The sequence below is a fragment of the Streptomyces sp. NPDC006335 genome (assembly GCF_040612795.1).
Lineage (GTDB): Bacteria > Actinomycetota > Actinomycetes > Streptomycetales > Streptomycetaceae > Streptomyces.
Genome location: NZ_JBEXQX010000001.1, coordinates 1,265,406 through 1,283,469 on the forward strand (window position 1 = coordinate 1,265,406; position 18,064 = coordinate 1,283,469).

Below are 18,064 nucleotides of genomic sequence, written 5' to 3' on the forward strand. Positions count from 1 at the left end.
CGGGATCACCGGCTGCGCGACCACCAGTCGAAGCGCAGGCACAGCTTCCCGCCGAGCCAGTACTCGACCCAGTCGCCCAGTTGCAGCGGCGAGCAGTTGGCCGGGGGCACGGGAGTGGCCGGTGCGGTCGGGGTGACCGGTGCCGTGGGTGTCGTAGGCGTCGTGGGTGTGGTGTCTCCGCCGGGCTTGGTCGGCTGCGGGGTCGGGTCGCCGGTGCGGCCGAAGAGCACGGACCGGTAGACCTCCGAGGACCTGGGGTTGGCGGAGCACTGCCAGACACCGTGCGGGCAGTAGTCCGTCAGCGTGTTGTACAGCGGCTTGTGCGTGTCCATCCACGCGAGCATGCCCCGCATGTACGCGGAATTGTCACCGTTGCGGAAGAGCCCCCATTCCGGATAGGAGATGGCCTTTCCGTGAGCCTTCGCGAAGTCCACCTGGTGCTGAAGGCCGTACGGCTCCTTCACCTGCTGCTCGAAGGACAGCCCGGTCGGCTGGTCGTACGAATCCATTCCGATGATGTCGACCGTGTCGTCCCCGGGATAACACTGCGTCCAGGGAACGGCGTCCCGCCCGCGGCTCGGAGCGAAGTCGAAACGGAATTTCTGGCCCGGCACCGCGCGCATCGTGGTGACGATCCTCTTCCAGTACGTCTTCCACGCCTCCGGGTCGGGCCCGCAGCGGTGGGTGTACGTGGTGCCGTTCATCTCCCAGCCGAGGACGACGACCGTGTCCGGCACCTTCAGCTCGACCAGCCGCTCGGCGAGCGCGCGGTAGTGGCGGTCGAACGCCCCCTCGGCGCCCCGGCGCAGCAGCAGCCGTACCTCGGCGTCGGAGACGTTCTCCTCGTTGCGCTCCATCATGGGCACGTTGAGGACGAGCATCCGGTCGGTCTGCCGGGTGCGCCAGTCCGCCCACACGTCGAGGAAGCCGGGCCGGCCCTCGATGTTGCTCCAGCGGTCGCCGGGCAGATAGGTGTGCCCGACGCGCAGTTCGGCACCGCCCAGCCAGTGACTGAGCTCGGCGATGCGGGCCACGCCGCGGGGGCCGTAGTCGAGGTAGGCGCCGAAGGCGGGGACGTTCTTCGCCGGCGGGACCGGCGGGATCGTCGGGATCGGCGGCGTGACCGCCGGCGCCGGGACCGGTGGCATGGCCGGCGGGGTGACCGTGGGTGTCGGAGCGGGAGGATCGGCGACCCGCGCCGTCCCCGCGGCGAAACCCGGACCTGACGCCAGGACGACCGACGCGGCGACCGCCGCCGTGGTGACCGCCAGTCGTCGGGAACGGGCCCCTCGCTGCTGTGAGGACATGCCTGCTCCTTTCTCTCCGATAACTGACACTCAGTCACATCAATATGACCAACGCCACCGCGGTTGCGGCTTTCGAGTGCACCGATCGCCCGCCCGAGTGAAACCACCCGAAGGAAATGCCCGTGTCGCTGCTCGACACCCGTGTCCCCGCCGTCCTGCTGCGGATCGACCGGAATCCCTTTCACCACGGAACACTGGGGGCCGTACGCTCACTCGGCAGGGCGGGAGTCCAGGTCCATCTCGTCGCGGATTCCACCGGAAGTCCCGTACGGACATCCCGCTTCGTACGCCAGATCCACCCCCCGCCGCCGCCCGGCGCCTCCCTCGCCGACATCGCCGTGGCACTGCGCCGGATCGCCCACGGCGTCGCGCGTCCGGCCGTGCTGATCCCGATGGATGACGCGAGTGCCATCGCGGTGGGCCGGCTGCGGGAGGAGCTTGCCCCCGCCTACCTGCTGCCCCAGCAGCCGGGCGCGCTGCCCGAGCTGGTGGCCGACAAGGCGGAGCTGGCCGAGGTGTGCGCGGCGGCGGGCGTGCCGCACCCGGAGACGGTCGTCCCGGAGAGCGCGGAGCACGCCGCGAGGGCCGCCCGGGGGCTGGGGCTCCCGGTGATCGCCAAGTGGAGCCGGCCCTGGCTGCTGCCCCCGGGAACCGGGCTGCGCAGCACGGTCGTGGTCCGCTCGGCGCAGGAGGCGCGGGACCTGTATCTGCGTACCGGCGAGGCGGGCAGCCGGCTGCTGCTGCAGGCGTTCCTGCCTCCGGGCCCCGACCGGGACTGGTTCTTCCACGGGTACGCCGACCGGTCCGGGACCGTGCGCGGCGGCGGCTCCGGCGTCAAGACACGGGCCTGGCCACGCGGCGCCGGACTGACGGCGGTCGGCCGCTGGACTCCCGACCCGCAGGTGCGGACGCTGGCCGAGAAGCTGGCGGGCGAACTGGGCTACCGCGGCATCTTCGACCTCGACTTCCGCCGCTGCGGCGCGACGGGGCGCCATCACCTGCTCGACTTCAACCCGCGCCCCGGAGCACAGTTCCGGCTCTTCACCGACACCGCCGGGCTGGACGTCGTACGCGCCCTGCACCTCGACCTGACCCACCGTCCGCTGCCGGACGGGGTGCCGCTGCCGGGGCGGGAGTTCGTGGTGGAGAACTACGCCCCGCTGACCGCGCTGCGGCCCGCCCCTGCGGCCGGCCGCGAACTGGCCTGGAACGCCCGGGACGACCGGGGGCCCGGCCGTGCGCTGTGGGGCCTGTGGGCGCGCCATGCGTCGAGCCGACTGCTGGCCCGCGTCCGGGGCGCGGGGGCGGGCGGTCCGGCGCGGGGTGCGGGGGCGGGGGCGGTAAACCCGGCGCCGGGTGCGGGGGCGGTCGGCCAGGAGCGGACACCCGACGTCTGCGACGAGAAAGCGAGCAGTTGCTGATGTACGACCTGCTGGTGGTGGGCGCCGGTCCCTACGGCCTGTCCATCGCCTCCCACGCCGCGGCCGCCGGGCTCAGGCTGCGCGTCTTCGGCCGGCCCATGGCGTCCTGGCGCGACCACATGCCCCGCGGCATGTTCCTCAAGTCGGAGCCGTGGGCCTCCAACCTCTCGGACCCGCAAGGCCGTTGGCAGCTGGACCGGTACTGCGCGGACCAGGGGGTGGCGGCCCGGCACGGGGAGCCGATCCCGGTGGAGACGTTCGCCGAGTACGGCCTGTGGTTCGCCCGCAACACCGCGCCCGAGGTCGACGAACGCACGGTGACCCGGGTGACCCCACGCCCCGGCGGCTTCGAGGCGGTCACGGAGGACGGGCAGGTCGTGTACGCCCGCACGGTCGCCCTGGCGGTCGGCGTGATGCCCTTCGTCGAGATCCCGCCCGCCCTGCGCGGTCTGCCCCCGTCCCTCGTCTCGCACAGCAGCCACCACGACGACCTCTCCCGCTTCCACGGCCGGGACGTCACGGTCGTCGGCGGCGGCCAGGCGGCACTGGAGACCGCGGCACTGCTCGCCGAACAGGGCACGCGAGTAAGGGTGTTGGTGCGCGCCGACCGCCTGGACTGGAACGACGTGCCACCGCCCTGGGAACGCCCCTGGTGGCAGTCGGCGCGCGCCCCGCACAGCGGCCTGGGCTGCGGCTGGCGCAACTGGTTCTACGCCGAACGCCCCGGCCTCTTCCATCGCCTCCCGGAATCGACCCGGACCCGCGTCGCCGCGACGGCACTCGGCCCGGCGGGCGCGTGGTGGGTGAGGGACCGGGTAGAGGGGGCGGTGGAGGTACTGCCCGGTCACGAGGTCGCGGCGGCCCGGTCGGTGCGGGACGGGGCCGGGGTACGGCTGGAGGTGGTGCACCGGAGTGGTGGCGAGGGGCCCGGAGTCCTGGCACCGCTGGAGACCGACCACGTCATCGCGGCCACGGGCTTCACGGCCACCTGTGACCGGCTCACCCTCCTCTCCCCCGATCTGCGCACCGCCCTCGTGACGAACTCGGCCGGTTCACCCCGGGTGTCCGCCGCCTTCGAGTCCTCGCACGCCGGCCTCTTCCTGGCCGGCCTGATCACCGCGCCGGGGTTCGGCCCGTCGATGCGGTTCGTGCACGGGGCCACCTACACGGCGGGGACGCTGGTACGGGGAGTACGGCGCCGGCTGCGGGCCGGGGGCGTGGGAACGGCGGTTCCGGCGCCGGGGAGGCGTGGGTACAGCGGGGCGACGGCGGGTGCGCGCGGCTGACACCGTCGACCGCGCCCTGCGCGGGTGTACCGGGCCGCGGGTGCCGGACGTTCGAGGTCCGGCACCCGGCGCACTAGCGGCGAGAGGCGGCTCGGCCTCGGCGGTACAGGACGACTCCACCAACGATCATCGCGGCACTGGCACCGGAAGCGGCCAGCATGGCCTCGGCCCCGGTGTGGGGCAGCTCGGGCGGGGGCGTGTGGTGACCACCGGGAGGCGGGGTGTGTCCGCCGGGCGGTGGGGTGTGCTCCCCACCCGGAGGCGGGGTGTTCTCGCCGCCGGGCGGAGGCGTGTGCTCCCCACCAGGAGGCGGCGTATGACCACCCGGCGGAGGCGTGTGCTCCCCACCCGGAGGCGGGGTGTTCTCGCCGCCGGGAGGCGTGTGCTCCCCACCCGGAGGCGGGGTGTTCTCGCCGCCGGGCGGAGGCGTGTGCTCCCCACCAGGAGGCGGCGTATGACCACCGGGCGGAGGCGTGTGCTCCCCACCAGGAGGCGGCGTATGACCACCCGGCGGAGGCGTGTGATGGTCACCAGGAGGCGGCGTATGACCACCCGGCGGAGGCGTGTGATGGTCACCAGGCGGGGGCGTGTGGTGACCGCCCGGCGGAGGCGTGTGGTCGCCGTAGCCGCCGCCCTCCTCCTCCCCGGAGTCGTCCCCGTATCCGCCATCCCCCTTGTGCCCGGAGTCGTCGCCGTAACCCGGACCGTCGTCGCCGTGCCGCGCGCCGCGCGAGCCGTGCTTGCCCGAACCCGGCTCGACGGCACAGGAGTTGCCGAAGGCCGGATTGAGGCCGGCGGCCACGTCGACGGAGTCGCCGCAGGCGTTGACCGGCACGTCGACGGGCGCCGCCACGCTGTCGCCGGACAGGACGCCTGACGAATCCGTGGCGACCCCGCTTGCGTGCGTGTCGGCGAGGACAGGGCTGCTGCACAGGGACAGAATGCTTGTCGCGGCGGCGGCCGCGACCATTCCCCTACTCAGGGTCTGTCGCAATCTCGTTGTCTTCCTGCTTGTAGAAGTGGGAAAAGCCGGCCCCGGACGGAATCGAGCGGTCCAGGGCCGGCCAAGACAGCCGGTACGGCTGCGGCGTTACGTGGTCAGTCGTTCACGCACACGTTGCCGAACGCGGGGTTCAGCGCACCGATGACGTTGATCGTGTTGCCGCACACGTTGATCGGAACGTGGATCGGCACCTGGACCACGTTGCCGGAGAGGACGCCCGGAGAACCGATGGCGGCACCCTGAGCTCCGGCGTCCGCGAAGGCCGGGGCGGCCACGCCGAAGGCCATGATCACGCCCGCGGCGACAGCGGCGGTCTTCTTCATGAGATTTCCCTTCTCTGCGGTCATGCCCCTTTGTCGGCGTGTGACCGAGCGAGCACAGACGGAACGGCTCGCGCCATGACCTGCAGGCTGTAGAACGAGGGATAGCCCCCGGAGAAACTACCGAACGCGTGGCGCGAGGGAATTCACTCGATTGCACCGCGCCGTCACTCGTTTCACCCTCGACCGCGGTGTAAAGGGTCACGCAAAAAACCCGGACGGCCCGCAGGAAGTTCTGCGGGCCGCCCGGTCAACCGAATTCTGATCAGTCCTCGGTCGCGGCCGACAGCACCGACAGGTCCTCGAGGACGTGCGACAGGGCGCCGTCCCGCTTGGACTGGGTGGAGTTGTCGCTGCACTGCTGGGTGAGCTGGTCCGACAGGATCGGGACGTCCTGGACGTTGACGATCTGCAGGACGCCGACGTTGGTGTCGCTCAGGCCGAGGCACGGCTTGTTGAGCGTGCCCTGGACCAGCGAGAGCTGGGGGCTCATGTCACCCTTGGTCGCCGAATTGCCGAACGACGACGTGGCGCCGTTACCGTTCTGCACGGTCGGTCCGTTGTCGTTGCCGATGGCAAGCGCCGTCGGAGCTGCCGCCACCGACATTCCGACGACAGAAGCGGCGGCCGCCGCGGCGGCCATTGCCTTCTTAAGCACTTCGCGTTCCTTTCCTCGTAGCGACACAATGCCCTACTGCCACATCAACCCGGCACGGGAGGAATGGTTGCGGGCGTTCACCCCATTGGCCCTATCGCCTTCGTGGGCGCCCCGGCCGCCACCGGATCCGAGGGGGCTCTCGGCCGGTCCGCGCTATCGGCCGTCGGAGTGAACGGGAGAAACCTCGTCGCGGGCGCGCAGTTAGCCAGAGCGCTCCGGTCCACGGGGCTTCCTCAGAAAGGACTGGCCAGTGATCAAGAAGATTGTTGCCACCGCGGCCATCGCAGCGTCCGCCGTGGGTGCCTCCGCCGCCGCGGCTCCGCAGGCACTCGCGATCGGCAACGACCAGGGACCGACCGCGGCGAACGGCAACGGCTCCTGGCAGAGCTTCGGCAACTCGAGCACCTACGGGAACATGAGCCCGCAGATGGCGCTGATCCAGGGGTCCTTCAACAAGCCCTGCATCGCCGTCAGCGACCTGCCCATCGGTGTGCTCCAGGTCGTCAACGTGCAGGACGTCCCGATCCTGTCGGACCAGCAGACCCAGCAGTGTGCCGAGAACTCGACCCAGGCCAAGCGGGACGGTGCGCTGGCCCACCTGCTGGAGGACGTGTCGATCCTGTCCACCAACGAGGAGTCCGGCGACAAGAAGGCCGGCCACTGATCCCGGTCTTCCGGTCAGGGCCGAAGGGGCCGCCGAGCATCTCGGCGGCCCCTTCGGCGTGTCAGCGCCGGTACAGCGCCTCGATGTCCTGCGCGTAGGCCGCCGTCACCACGTGCCGTTTGACCTTCAGGGACGGGGTGAGCATGCCGTTTTCCTCGGTGAACTCCCCCTCGACCAGCCGGAAGGCGCGGATCGACTCGGCGCGGGAGACGGCCGCGTTGGCGTGGTCGACGGCCTTCTGGATGTCGGCGAGCAGGCGTTCGTCCTCGACGAGTTCCGAGTGCGGGGTGTCGGCGGGCAGTCCGCGCACCGACAGCCAGTGGGCCATCGCCTCGGGGTCGAGGGTGATCAGGGCGGCGACGAAGGGGCGGTTGTCGCCGACGACCAGGCACTGGCCGACGGGGGCCTGGCTGCGCAGGCGGTCCTCCAGGACGGCCGGGGAGACGTTCTTGCCGCCGGAGGTGACGAGGAGGTCCTTCTTGCGGCCGGTGATGGTGAGGTAGCCGTCCTCGTCGAGGGCTCCGAGATCGCCGGTGGCGAACCACTCGTCCTCGAGGACGGCGTCGGTGGCCTCGGGATTGTTCCAGTAGGCGCCGAAGACGACCCCGCCCTTGATGAGGACCTCCCCGTCGTCGGCGATGCGGATCGCGGTGCCGGGGATCGGCTGGCCGACCGTGCCGGGGCGGGGGTCGAGGGGCGGGACGATGGTGGCGGCGGCGCTGGTCTCGGTGAGGCCGTAGCCCTCGTAGATGATGATCCCGGCGGCGGAGAAGAACAGGTTGAGCTCGCGGTCCAGGGGTGAGCCGCCGCTGATGGCGTAGCGCGTGCGGCCGCCGAGTTCCTTGCGGATACGGCGGTAGACCAGCAGGTCGTACAGGCCCCAGGCGGCGTAGAGGCCGGGGCCCGGGCCCTTGCCGCGGCCCAGGAACTTGTCGAGGTAGGCCTGGCCGAAGCGGACGCCGACGCGGTGGGCGCGGTCGAAGGAGGCGGCGCGGCCCATCTTCTCGGCGGTGGCGCGGCCGGTGGCGTGGATCTTCTCGAAGAGGTACGGCACGCCGACGAGGAAGGTCGGGCGGAACTCCTTGAGCGCGGGCCGCAGTTCGTCGGGCTTGATGCTCGGGCAGTGCCCGATCTCGATGCGGCCCATCAGACAGGCGATCTGGAGGGTCCGGCCCATGATGTGGGCGAGCGGGAGGAAGAGGAGGGTGGAGGCGGTCTGGTCGGTGACCTCCTTGAAGATCGGGTGGAGCAGCTCGACCGTGTTGGCGGCCTCGGCGTGCAGGTTGGCGTGGGTGAGAACGCAGCCCTTGGGGCGGCCGGTGGTGCCGGAGGTGTAGCAGACGGTGGCGATGGTGTCGGGGGTCAGGGCGGCGCGACGCTTGGTGACCTCCTCGTCGGGGAGGTCGTGGCCGAGGGCGGTGAGTTCGTCGAGGGCGGCGGCCTCCAACTGCCAGACGCGCGGCTTGACCTGGTGGTCCGCGGTGCCGGTGGTGACGGTGGCCGCGTTCTCGGCGTTCTCGGTGACGACATGGCGGGCGCCGGAGTCGCGGACGATCCACTCCACCTGCTCGGCGGAGGAGGTGGCGTAGACCGGGACGGTCTGGGCCCCGGCCGCCCAGATCGCGAAGTCGAGGACCGTCCACTCGTAGCGGGTGCGGGACATCACCGCGACCCGGCCGCCCGGTTCGACACCCGCGGCGATCAACCCCTTGGCCACGGCGGTCACTTCACGGGCGAAGGCGGCTGCCGTGACCGGGCTCCAGGTGTCCCCTTCCTTCCGGTGCAACACCACGGCGTCGGGGGCCTCGGCCGCGTTGGTGAAGGGGAGGTCGGCGATGCTGCCCGTGGTCGGGGGCGGGGCGAGGGGCGGTGTGCGGGCCTCTCGTACGACGCCGTTCTCGTCCTTGACGATCTCGACCCTGGTGCGGCCCGCCAGGTGTTTCGCCCTCTTCAGATCCCTGCGTACGCCCATGGTGGCTCCCCGGTCGGCTCCGACTGGGCCGCTAACTTACTCTGAAGTAAGAAAAGGTCAATGGGTCCGGCGTCAGTCCGCGATGTGCCGGGCCCGGCGGATGGTGTCGGCGAGTTGGCGTACCGCGCTGTCCTCGGTGCGGTCCCCCAACTCGTCTGCCCAGTCGGCGAGTTCGCGCAGGGACGGCCTGCCCGGCAGTCGGTTGTCGGTGGGGGTGTCGCGGAGGGCGTCGGCGAAGTAGGCGGCCACCGCGTCGACCTGGAAGCGGGGGTTCGCGTCCCGCAGCGAGTCGTCGAAGGTCTCCAGCGCGGCCGACTTCTCGTGCGGGGCCCGGGTCTTCGGGTCCTGCCAGCGGACGGTGGCCGTGGCGAGGTGGCCGTCGGCGCCGGGGCGGGTGCGGACCGCGTAGAGCGCGGTGACGGTGTGGCCGGGGCCCACCTCGCCGCCGTCCACGCGGTCGTCGCGGAAGTCGTCGTCGGCGACGCGGCGGTTGTCGTAGCCGACCAGGCGGAAGGAGGCCACGGTCTCCGGGTCGAAGGCGACCTGGGCCTTGGCGTCGCGGGCGGTCAGGTCGATGTTCTGCGGGAGCTGTTCGCAGAAGACCTTCTCGGCGTCGTCGCCGGAGACGTAGACGGTGTGGCCGTCGCCCTTGTCGGCGAGGCGTTCCATGAGGGCGTCGCCGTAGTCGCTGCCGACGCCGACGCCGAAGAGGGTGATGCCGTGCTCGCGGCGGGCGGTGTCGATGCGGTCGAGGATGGCGTCGGGGTCGGTCTCGCCGTCGTTGGCGAGGGCGTCGGAGATGAGGACGACCCGGTTGGTGGCGCCTTCGCGCAGGCCGTCGACGGCGGTCTCGTAGCCGGTCTCCACGCCCGCTCCGAGGTTGGTGGAGTACGTCGGTTCCAGGCTGTCGATCGCCTCGTGGATCCGGTCGCGGTGGCCCTCGAGGCGGGTCATCGGCAGGACCGTCTCGGCCTGGTCGCTGAAGGTGACGAGGGCGACCGAGTCGTCGTCGCGCAGCCGTTCCGTCATGGTGTCGAGGGACCTCTGGGCGAGGTCGAGGCGGCCGGGTTCGGCCATGGAGCCGGAGATGTCGATGACGAAGGTGAGGGCGGCCGGCGGGCGTTCCCCGGAGTCCTCGTCGGCGCTCCTGGTGGTCAGGCCCACGCGGACCAGGGACCAGTCGTCGCGGTCGGTGCGGGCGCCGTCGACGGTGACCGTGAAGCCGTTGCCGTCGGGGCGGTCGTAGTCCTGGCGGAAGCTGTTGACGAACTCCTCGGGGCGGATCGTCGAGGGGTCGGGGCGGCGGCCCTCGGCGAGGGTGCGGCGGGCGTAGCCGTAGGAGGCGGTGTCGACGTCGAGGGCGAAGGTGGAGAGGTAGTCCGGGGACGGGGCGACGTAGTCGCCGTGGGACTCGTCGGGGTCCTGTTCGCCCTGGGGCTGGTTCGGGGCCGGGAAGCCCGAGTCGTAGGAGCCGTCCTTCGCGCCGTCCGCGCTGCTCTTGCTTCCGTCGTCGCTTCCGCTGCAACCGGTGAGCATGAGACCGCCCGCCAGTGCGAGGGCGATCATCACCTGTCGTGTCCGCTGTCGCTCCATCGTCCGTACCCCCTGGGCCTGTTGACGTCGGCTTCTGCGACTGTGACGGGCCGGGGGGCAGGAACGTGCGCTACGGAGCGTTGCGGATGGGTATCGAAGGGGGCACGGAGAAGGGCCGTCGAGACCGGTGGGAGATCTTCCGTTGACCTAGGAGACCACGTCCTTGCGGGCGAAACCCCGGAAGGCCAGGGCGAACAGCACCAGGGCGAGCGTTATCGAGAGCGAGGTGCCCTGGATCATGTCGGACCACTGCAACGTCGGCTGTACGGCGTCCAGCCAGGCGTACTGCCAGTGCGAGGGGAGGAAGTCGCGCCAGTCGCCGAGGGCGGTCACCTGGTCCAGCACGTTGCCGACGATGGTCAGGCCGACCGCGCCGCCGACCGCGCCGAGCGGGGCGTCGGTGCGGGTGGAGAGCCAGAACGCGAGGGCGGCGGTGACGAGTTGGGACACGAAGATGTACGCCACCGTGATCAGCAGGCGTTGCGCGGCCGTGCCCGGTTCCAGTGCGCCGCCGGTGGGGAGCTGGAGCGGGCCCCAGCCGTACGCGGCCGTGCCGACCGCGAGGGCGACCAGTGGGAGCAGGAGCATCGCGGCCAGGCTCAGGGTGAGGCCGACGACGAGCTTGGACCACAGCAGGCGGGCCCTCGGCACGGGGGCCGCGAGCAGATAGCGCAGGGAGGACCAGCTCGCCTCGGAGGCGACCGTGTCCCCGCAGAACAGTGCCACCGGGACGACGAGCAGGAAGCCCGCGGAGGCGAAGAGGTTCACCGCGGCGAAGTTCGCCCCGGACACGGTCGCGGTGTCCATCAGGTTGACGCGGTTGTTGCCCGAGCCCGGTCCGCCGCCGAGCTGGAAGGCGATCAGCAGGACGAGGGGCAGGGCGATGAGGATGCCGAACATGACGAGGGTGCGGCGGCGCTTCAACTGCCGTACCAGCTCGACCCGGACCGGCAGCGTGCGGCCCGCGCGGTAGCCGTCGGCGACCTCCGCGCGCTCGGTCAGCGTGCTGCTCATGCGGAGTCTCCGATCAGGGTGAGGAAGGCGTCCTCCAGGCGGCGGTGGGGGCCCACCGACTCCACGGGGATCTCAAGGCGGACGAGTTCGGCGACCAGGCGTGCCGCACTGCCGTCCGCGGCGAGCCGTACGAGGAGGCCGTCGTCGGTGGGGATCGCGGAGGCCACGCCCGGCAGGGCCGCGATCTTCTCGACGACCGGCTCCTCGACCTCGGTGGCGGTGCCGATCAGGAGGGTGTCGCCGGAGCCGACGATCTCGGCGACCGGGCCCGCCTGGACCAGCTTGCCGTGGTCCATGACGACGAGGTGGGTGCAGGACTGCTCGACCTCCGAGAGGAGGTGGCTGGAGACGATGACCGTGCGGCCGGCGGCCGCGTACCGGATCATCACCTCGCGCATCTCGCGGATCTGCGGCGGGTCGAGGCCGTTGGTCGGTTCGTCGAGGATGAGCAGGTCCGGCAGGCCCAGCATGGCCTGGGCGATGGCCAGGCGCTGGCGCATGCCCTGGGAGTAGGTGCGGACCGCGCGGGACAGCGCGTCACCGAGACCTGCGATCTCCAGCGCCTCGTCCATGTGGGCGTCCTCGGGCGGGCGGCCGGTGGCCTGCCAGTACAGCTCCAGGTTCTCCCGGCCCGACAGGTGCGGGAGGAAGCCCGCGCCCTCGACGAAGGCGCCGACCCGGGAGAGCACGGGGGCGCCGGGTGCGATCGCGTGGCCGAAGACGCGGACCTCGCCGCCGTCCGGCCTGATCAGGCCCATCAGCATGCGCAGGGTGGTCGTCTTGCCCGCGCCGTTCGGCCCGAGCAGGCCGAGGACCTGGCCCCTCTCGACACGGAAGGACAGGTCGCGGACCGCGTACCGGTCGGCGGACTTGGCGTACCGCTTGCTCAAGTCGGTTATCTGGAGAGGGACTTCGCTCAGCTGCGGTTCGGGGGCCGCGGGGGCCGTGGTCCGGCGGTGGCCCGTCACCACGAGGATCAGCGCGAGCACCGCGCCGGCCAGCGGCAGCCACCACACCCAGGCGGGCAGGGGGGCCTGGGTGTTCTTCTCGCCGAGGGGCGTGGGGACGCTCAGGTCGCCCTTCAGGGAGACGGTGTACGTCGCCGGGGTGGCCGGGGAGGCGTAGCCGAGGTCCGTGGAGGCGAGGACCAGGCGGAGGCGGTGGCCGTCGTCGAGGTCGTGGTCGATCGCCGGGAGGGTGATCGTGACGTCCTTGCCCGCCTTCGCGCCCTCGACCCGGATCGGCTCGACGAGTTGGGAGGGCAGGGTCTGTTGCCCCTTCGCGCCCACGTCGTACAGCTTGGCGAAGAGGACGGCGTCGTCGGTCGTCGACTTCACGTGGACGGTGACCGTGGGCGAGCCGGTGATCCGGAGGTCGTCCTCGACCGGGGCGGACTCGAAGGCGGCGTACTGGCCCGGGAAGTCGAGGGAGACGCCGACGCCCAGGGAGGAGAGCTGGGAGAGGCCGCCGCCGCCGAGGCCGGGGAGGGCCGAGACGGCGGGCGGACTGGCGCCGGCCGGGTTGGCGAAGTCCTGTTCCCGGCCGGTCAGGGCGATCTTGTGGTCGTCGCTCTCCAGGCCCGGGTAGGTGTCGGCGGTGACGCCGGTGAGGCGGGTCTCGCCGTCGCCGGTGTCGGTGCCGAGGGTGCGGGTGACGCGGAAGGCAGGGCCGGGGTCGGCGGCCTTGTCGTCCTTCAGGTAGCGGTCGAACCAGTAGGTCACGCGGGCCTGGACTCGGCCCGTCTCCAGGTCGCCGCCGTCATGGCCGCCCGCGATCCAGTCGACGTCCACGGGGGCGCCGTTGGCGCGGATCGCCTTCGCGGCCTGGTCGGCCTGGTTCAGGGGGAAGAGGGAGTCCGTCTGGCCCTGCACGAGGAGGGTGGGGACCTTGATGTCCTTGGCGACGGCCGACGGGGAGCGCTCCTCCAGCATCTTCTCGGCCTGCGCGTCCGGGGTGCCGGACTGGGCCACCCTCTGGTACATCGCGCAGATCCGCGGCTCGAACTTGTCGCAGCCGCCCGCGGAGTTGACGAAGATGCCGGCCCACAGCTTCTTGAAGACGCCGTTCGGGAAGAGGGCGTCCGAGAGGTCCCAGTACGTGATCGACGGGGCGATGGCGTCCACGCGGTGGTCGTGGCCGGCGGCGAGGAGGGAGATCGCGCCGCCGTAGCTCGCGCCCGCGACGCCGACCCTGGGGTCGCCGGGCTTGTCGAGCCGGACCTGGGGCTGCTTCGCCAGCCAGTCGATGAGCCGGGAGACGTCGGCGACCTCGCCCTTGGGGTCGTTGAGGCCGACCTTGCCGGTGGACCTGCCGAAGCCGCGGGCGGACCAGGTGAGGACGGCGTAGCCGTCTCTCGCGAGGTCCTCGGCCTGTTGGCGTACGTCGTTCTTGCTGCCGCCGAAGCCGTGGCCGAGGAGGACCGCGGGGCGCTTCTCGACGCCGTCGGTGGTGAAGTACGAGGTGTCTATGCGGACGCCGTCGATCGACATCATCTGGTCCGCGCGGTGCACCGGGGGTGGGTCGTCAGAAGCGGCGGCCGTCCATGTCCCGGCAGCGGCGAGGACGACGACGGAGGCCGCGGCGGCGATCCACCGCGGCCTCCGGAGGCGTCGAAGATCCATGATTCAACGGTACGGGGTGAAGCTGTCGGGGACGTGCCCTCCGGGGGCTGAACTGCGGGCCATCCTGGAGGTGGATGGGGATGTGTGGTGTACAGCAGGTGCGGTACGGCTACGACCTCGGTCTCGTCCGTTCGGTTGCCGGGTGCGGGTTCGCTGTGGCTGGTCGCGCCCACGCGGCGGTAGCCGCACATCGACACAGCCCCGCGCCCCTGAGTTCTCACACCTCCGGAATCGAGACGAGCCACCTTGTTTCCGCTCTCGGGCGGAGGTACAGCGCCCAGTACAAGGTTGCCGCCGCCGTGATGCCGCCCGTCCACAGCAGGTACTCCGTCTCCTGCTGGGTCAGGATGTAGGCCAGGACCGCTATCAGGAGGACCGGCATCGCGGGCCACAGGGGCATGCGCCAGGCCGGGGTGTGCCTGTGGTGGTTGCGGCGGGACAGCAGCGCGGCGATCGCGACGAGCAGGTACATGCCCGTCACCGAGACACCCGTGACGCCGTACAGCGTGTCCAGGTCGACGAAGCACAGGGCCGCTCCGGGGATGCCGACCGCGAGGGTGGCTACCCAAGGGGAGCCGAAACGGCCGAGCTTGGCGAAGACGGCGTTGACCGGGGCCGGCCAGGCCTTGTCGCGCGCGGAGGCGAACAGGACCCGGGAGTTCTGGATGACCATCACTATGCCCGCGTTGATGATCGCCAGGGCGACGCAGAGGCTGACGAAGGTGCCGACCGCGGAGTCGGACCAGGCGGTGACCATGGTGCCGATGTCGCCGCCGGTCAGTTCGGTCAGGTCGGAGGCGCCCATGGTGATCGCGGCCACCGGGACCAGGATGATCACGGTGGAGATGGCGAGGGTGGCCAGGACCGTGCGGGCCACGTTGCGGCGGGGGTTCTCCAGTTCCTCGGAGAGGTAGACGGCGGTCGAGAAGCCCTGGGTGACGAAGAGGGCGATCGCCAGTCCGGAGACCACCAGCATGGCCGTCACGGTGTCCGTGTCGCCGTTCGCGCCCGCGACCTGCATCGACATCAGGCTGCTGGGGCCGCGTTCCGCGTGTGTGAAGCCCAGCAGTGCCACCACCGCCGCCGCGATCACCTCCAGGACCAGGAAGACGCCCGTGATCCACGCGTTGGCGCGCAGGTCGAGGAGGCCGGCGAGGGTGGCCAGGAGCATGACTCCGGCGCCCGCCAGGGAGGGGTCCAGGTGGATCAGCGGGGCCAGGTAGTCCGCCGTGCCCATCGCGATCACCGGCGGGACGATCATCACGACCAGGAGGGACAGCACGAAGACGAGCCAGCCCGCGAGTCGTCCCGCCAGCGTCGAGACCATCGCGTACTCGCCGCCCGCGCTGGGGATGAGGGTGCCCAGTTCGGAGTAGCAGAACGCCACGGCGACGCAGAGGAGGGAGCCGATGGCGATGGTCAGGGCGGTGGCGGTGCCGAGCGAGCCGAAGAGGTCGGGGACGACCACGAAGAGCGTGGAGGCGGGGGTCACGCAGGACAGCGTCAGGAGGGTGCCGCCGACCACGCCGATGGAGCGGTTGAGCTTGGCGTGGCCGTGCTCCTGCGCCTCTGGGACGGCGGTGTCGGCGGGGCGGAGGGTGTCGGTCATGGTGGTGCATGGAACCCCGACGAAAAGCGGCACGTCAATAGGGGTCGAGCTGCGGAATCCGTAGATCAAGAGCGTATTGAGTGGCGAATACGGCAGTTTCGCGCGGCCGCTTCTACTGTTCGGGCTCTACGGGAACCGCAGCGTCGGCGTGAAAAAACGTGCCGCTAAAGTCTGCCCTCAAAGGTCATTCACAGGGGGGCACATGAAGCTCAAGTACACCGCTGCCTGGGTGGGGTTCACGGCGGCGGCGATGGTCGCTGTCTCGGCCTGCGGCTCGGAGAGCGTGAAGAAGGCGGTGGACGTCGCCGACAAGACGGACGCGATCATGGCGGCGCTCGCACGGGCGACCGACCGGACGGAGAACCTGGGGTCCGCCGAGGTGAAGGTCTCCACGGCGACGCCGGACACGGCTCCGATCAGCATGGAGGGCACGTACTCCTGGGGCGACGGCTACGCCTTCGACGTCGAGATGGACACGAAGGCCGCCCAGATGCAGCAGCTCCAGGACGCCCCGACCACGCGCATGCTCTTCGTGGACGGCGCCTACTACTACGACGTCGACCCGCAGCCCGCGGGCCCGCTCAAGGGCAAGGAGTGGATGAGGATCGACGCGTCGGCCGTGTTCGGCGACAAGGGCGCGCAGGCGTTCAGCGGGGGTGGCGGCGGGAGCCCGGCGGCCTCCATGAGGAGCCTGAAGTACGCCAACAACGTCGAGGACCTCGGCAAGGAGACCGTCGACGGGCAGAGCACGACCCACTACCGGGCCCGGATCGACCAGGCGCAGATGGGGAAGTTCAAGGACGCCTACGGCGACGCGGACAGCCTCGCCGGTTCGGTCACCGGCGGTGCCTCCTCGATGACCATGGACATCTGGGTCGGCGGCAAGGACCTGCCGGTGCGGCTGAAGCAGAAGATCGGCGCGATGACCGTGACCATGGACTTCGAGAAGTTCGGGAAGACGGCCGTGGTCAAGGCGCCGCCGGCCGCCGAGACCGGTGACCTGAGCGAGGCCGTGAAGGGCACCGCCGGCAAGCAGTGAGCGCGGCCGGGCGCCGGACACGCGTGTGCGTGCCCGGCGCTCGGAAGTGCCTCAGTGGTTGCGCGGGAAGCCCAGGTCCACGCCCGCCGGGGCGTCGGCCGGGTCGGGCCAGCGGGTGGTAACGGCCTTGCCGCGGGTGTAGAAGTGCGTGCCGTCGTTGCCGTAGATGTGGTGGTCGCCGAAGAGCGAGTCCTTCCAGCCACCGAAGGAGTGGTAGCCGACGGGGACCGGGATCGGGACGTTCACGCCGACCATGCCCGCCTCGACCTCCAGCTGGAAGCGGCGGGCGGCGCCGCCGTCCCGGGTGAAGATCGCGGTGCCGTTGCCGAAGGGGGAGGCGTTGATCAGCGCCAGACCCTCCTCGTAGGTGTCCACGCGCAGCACGGTCAGGACCGGGCCGAAGATCTCGTCCTGGTAGGCCTTGGCGGTGGTGGGCACCCTGTCCAGGAGCGAGATGCCGATCCAGTGGCCGTCCTCGAAGCCCTCCACGGTGTGGCCGGTGCCGTCCAGGATCACCTCGCAACCCTCGGCGGCGGCGCCCTCGACGTAGGAGGCCACCTTGTCGCGGTGGACCTTCGTGATGAGCGGGCCCATCTCGGAGGCCGGGTCGTTGCCGGGGCCGATCTTGATCTTCTCGGCGCGCTCGCGGATCTTCTCGACCAGCGTGTCGCCGATCGCGCCGACGGCCACGACCGCGGAGATGGCCATGCAGCGCTCGCCGGCCGAGCCGTAGGCGGCGGAGACGGCGGCGTCGGCGGCCGCGTCCAGGTCGGCGTCCGGCAGGACCAGCATGTGGTTCTTGGCGCCGCCCAGCGCCTGGACGCGCTTGCCGTTGGCGGAGGCGGTGGTGTGGATGTAGCGGGCGATCGGGGTCGAGCCGACGAAGGAGACGGCCTTGACGTCCGGGTGCTCCAGGAGGCGGTCGACGGCCACCTTGTCGCCGTGGACGACGTTGAAGACACCGTCGGGCAGACCGGCCTCGGCGAGCAGCTCGGCGATCTTGACGGAGGCCGAGGGGTCCTTCTCGGAGGGCTTGAGGACGAAGGTGTTGCCGGTCGCGATGGCGATCGGGAACATCCACATCGGCACCATGGCCGGGAAGTTGAACGGGGTGATGCCCGCGACCACGCCCAGCGGCTGGCGGATCGAGGCGACGTCCACGCGGCTGGCGACCTCGGTGGACAGCTCGCCCTTGAGCTGCACGGTGATCCCGCACGCCAGGTCCACGATCTCCAGACCGCGGGCGACCTCGCCGAGCGCGTCCGAGTGCACCTTGCCGTGCTCGGCGGTGATCAGCTCGGCGATCGCGTCCCGGTTCGCCTCCAGGAGCGCGCGGAAGCGGAACAGGATGGTGGTCCGCTTGGCGAGCGAGGAGGTGCCCCAGGTCTGGAACGCGTCCTTCGCGGCGGCTACGGCGGCGTCGACCTCGTCGACCGAGGCGAACGCGACCTTCGTGGTGACCGCGCCGGTCGCCGGGTCGGTGACCGGCCCGTAGTTCCCCGACGCGCCTTCGACGGTCTTGCCGCCGATCCAGTGGTTGACGATCTTCGTCATGAC

14 protein-coding genes are annotated in these 18,064 nt (G+C 71.1%); 4 read left to right on the plus strand and 10 right to left on the minus strand.

Annotated features, from left to right (window positions below; all coding sequences use genetic code 11):
* Positions 1–5: 5 nt before the first annotated feature.
* Entirely contained in the window at positions 6–1,307 is a 1,302-nt protein-coding gene (locus tag ABZ098_RS05650; protein WP_356587502.1) for a glycosyl hydrolase, read from the minus strand.
* 122 nt (positions 1,308–1,429) lie between these two features.
* Between ABZ098_RS05650 and ABZ098_RS05655 the strand changes: the two genes are divergently transcribed.
* Together ABZ098_RS05655 and ABZ098_RS05660 are read left to right on the plus strand one after the other, a co-directional pair.
* Entirely contained in the window at positions 1,430–2,728 is a 1,299-nt protein-coding gene (locus ABZ098_RS05655; RefSeq protein WP_356587504.1) for an ATP-grasp domain-containing protein, read from the plus strand.
* Complete coding sequence (locus tag ABZ098_RS05660; RefSeq protein WP_356587506.1) at positions 2,728–4,014, plus strand: NAD(P)-binding domain-containing protein; 1,287 nt, start codon at positions 2,728–2,730, stop codon at positions 4,012–4,014. The genes ABZ098_RS05655 and ABZ098_RS05660 overlap by 1 nt, the downstream gene beginning before the upstream one ends.
* Before the next feature lie 73 nt (positions 4,015–4,087).
* On the opposite strand, the gene ABZ098_RS05665 is transcribed toward ABZ098_RS05660, so the two are convergent.
* From ABZ098_RS05665 to ABZ098_RS05675, 3 genes are all read right to left on the minus strand, one after another.
* Positions 4,088–4,984, minus strand: a complete 897-nt coding sequence (locus ABZ098_RS05665; protein WP_356587647.1) for a chaplin family protein — start codon at positions 4,982–4,984, stop codon at positions 4,088–4,090.
* Positions 4,985–5,112: 128 nt separating this feature from the next.
* Positions 5,113–5,340 (minus strand): chaplin, encoded by a 228-nt coding sequence (locus ABZ098_RS05670; RefSeq protein ID WP_356587508.1) that lies wholly within the window; start codon positions 5,338–5,340, stop codon positions 5,113–5,115.
* A gap of 262 nt (positions 5,341–5,602) precedes the next feature.
* Entirely contained in the window at positions 5,603–5,995 is a 393-nt protein-coding gene (locus tag ABZ098_RS05675) for a rodlin (protein WP_280851401.1), read from the minus strand.
* Between the two features lie 250 nt (positions 5,996–6,245).
* Between ABZ098_RS05675 and ABZ098_RS05680 the strand changes: the two genes are divergently transcribed.
* On the plus strand, positions 6,246–6,659 hold the full coding sequence (locus ABZ098_RS05680; protein ID WP_356587510.1) for a rodlin: 414 nt from the start codon (positions 6,246–6,248) through the stop codon (positions 6,657–6,659).
* A gap of 61 nt (positions 6,660–6,720) precedes the next feature.
* Here the strand turns inward: ABZ098_RS05680 and ABZ098_RS05685 are convergent, their stop codons facing one another.
* The 5 genes from ABZ098_RS05685 to ABZ098_RS05705 all read right to left on the minus strand — a co-directional run bounded on the left by ABZ098_RS05685 (position 6,721) and on the right by ABZ098_RS05705 (position 15,468).
* Positions 6,721–8,631, minus strand: coding sequence for an AMP-dependent synthetase/ligase (locus tag ABZ098_RS05685; RefSeq protein ID WP_356587512.1), 1,911 nt, complete (start codon positions 8,629–8,631; stop codon positions 6,721–6,723).
* 72 nt (positions 8,632–8,703) lie between these two features.
* Entirely contained in the window at positions 8,704–10,224 is a 1,521-nt protein-coding gene (locus tag ABZ098_RS05690; protein WP_356587514.1) for a von Willebrand factor type A domain-containing protein, read from the minus strand.
* A gap of 147 nt (positions 10,225–10,371) precedes the next feature.
* Positions 10,372–11,238, minus strand: a complete 867-nt coding sequence (locus ABZ098_RS05695) for an ABC transporter permease (protein WP_356587516.1) — start codon at positions 11,236–11,238, stop codon at positions 10,372–10,374.
* On the minus strand, positions 11,235–13,859 hold the full coding sequence (locus tag ABZ098_RS05700) for a CocE/NonD family hydrolase (RefSeq protein ID WP_356587518.1): 2,625 nt from the start codon (positions 13,857–13,859) through the stop codon (positions 11,235–11,237). Before ABZ098_RS05700 ends, ABZ098_RS05695 begins: the two co-directional genes overlap by 4 nt.
* A 217-nt stretch (positions 13,860–14,076) precedes the next feature.
* Positions 14,077–15,468, minus strand: coding sequence for an APC family permease (locus tag ABZ098_RS05705; RefSeq protein ID WP_356587520.1), 1,392 nt, complete (start codon positions 15,466–15,468; stop codon positions 14,077–14,079).
* A 202-nt stretch (positions 15,469–15,670) separates the two neighbouring features.
* On the opposite strand from ABZ098_RS05705, the gene ABZ098_RS05710 reads away from it, so the two are divergent.
* Positions 15,671–16,507 (plus strand): hypothetical protein, encoded by an 837-nt coding sequence (locus ABZ098_RS05710; protein WP_356587522.1) that lies wholly within the window; start codon positions 15,671–15,673, stop codon positions 16,505–16,507.
* Positions 16,508–16,558: 51 nt separating this feature from the next.
* Here the strand turns inward: ABZ098_RS05710 and mmsA are convergent, their stop codons facing one another.
* Positions 16,559–18,061: a CoA-acylating methylmalonate-semialdehyde dehydrogenase gene (gene mmsA, locus ABZ098_RS05715; protein WP_356587524.1), complete on the minus strand. Its 1,503-nt coding sequence runs from the start codon at positions 18,059–18,061 to the stop codon at positions 16,559–16,561.
* Positions 18,062–18,064 lie beyond the last annotated feature (3 nt).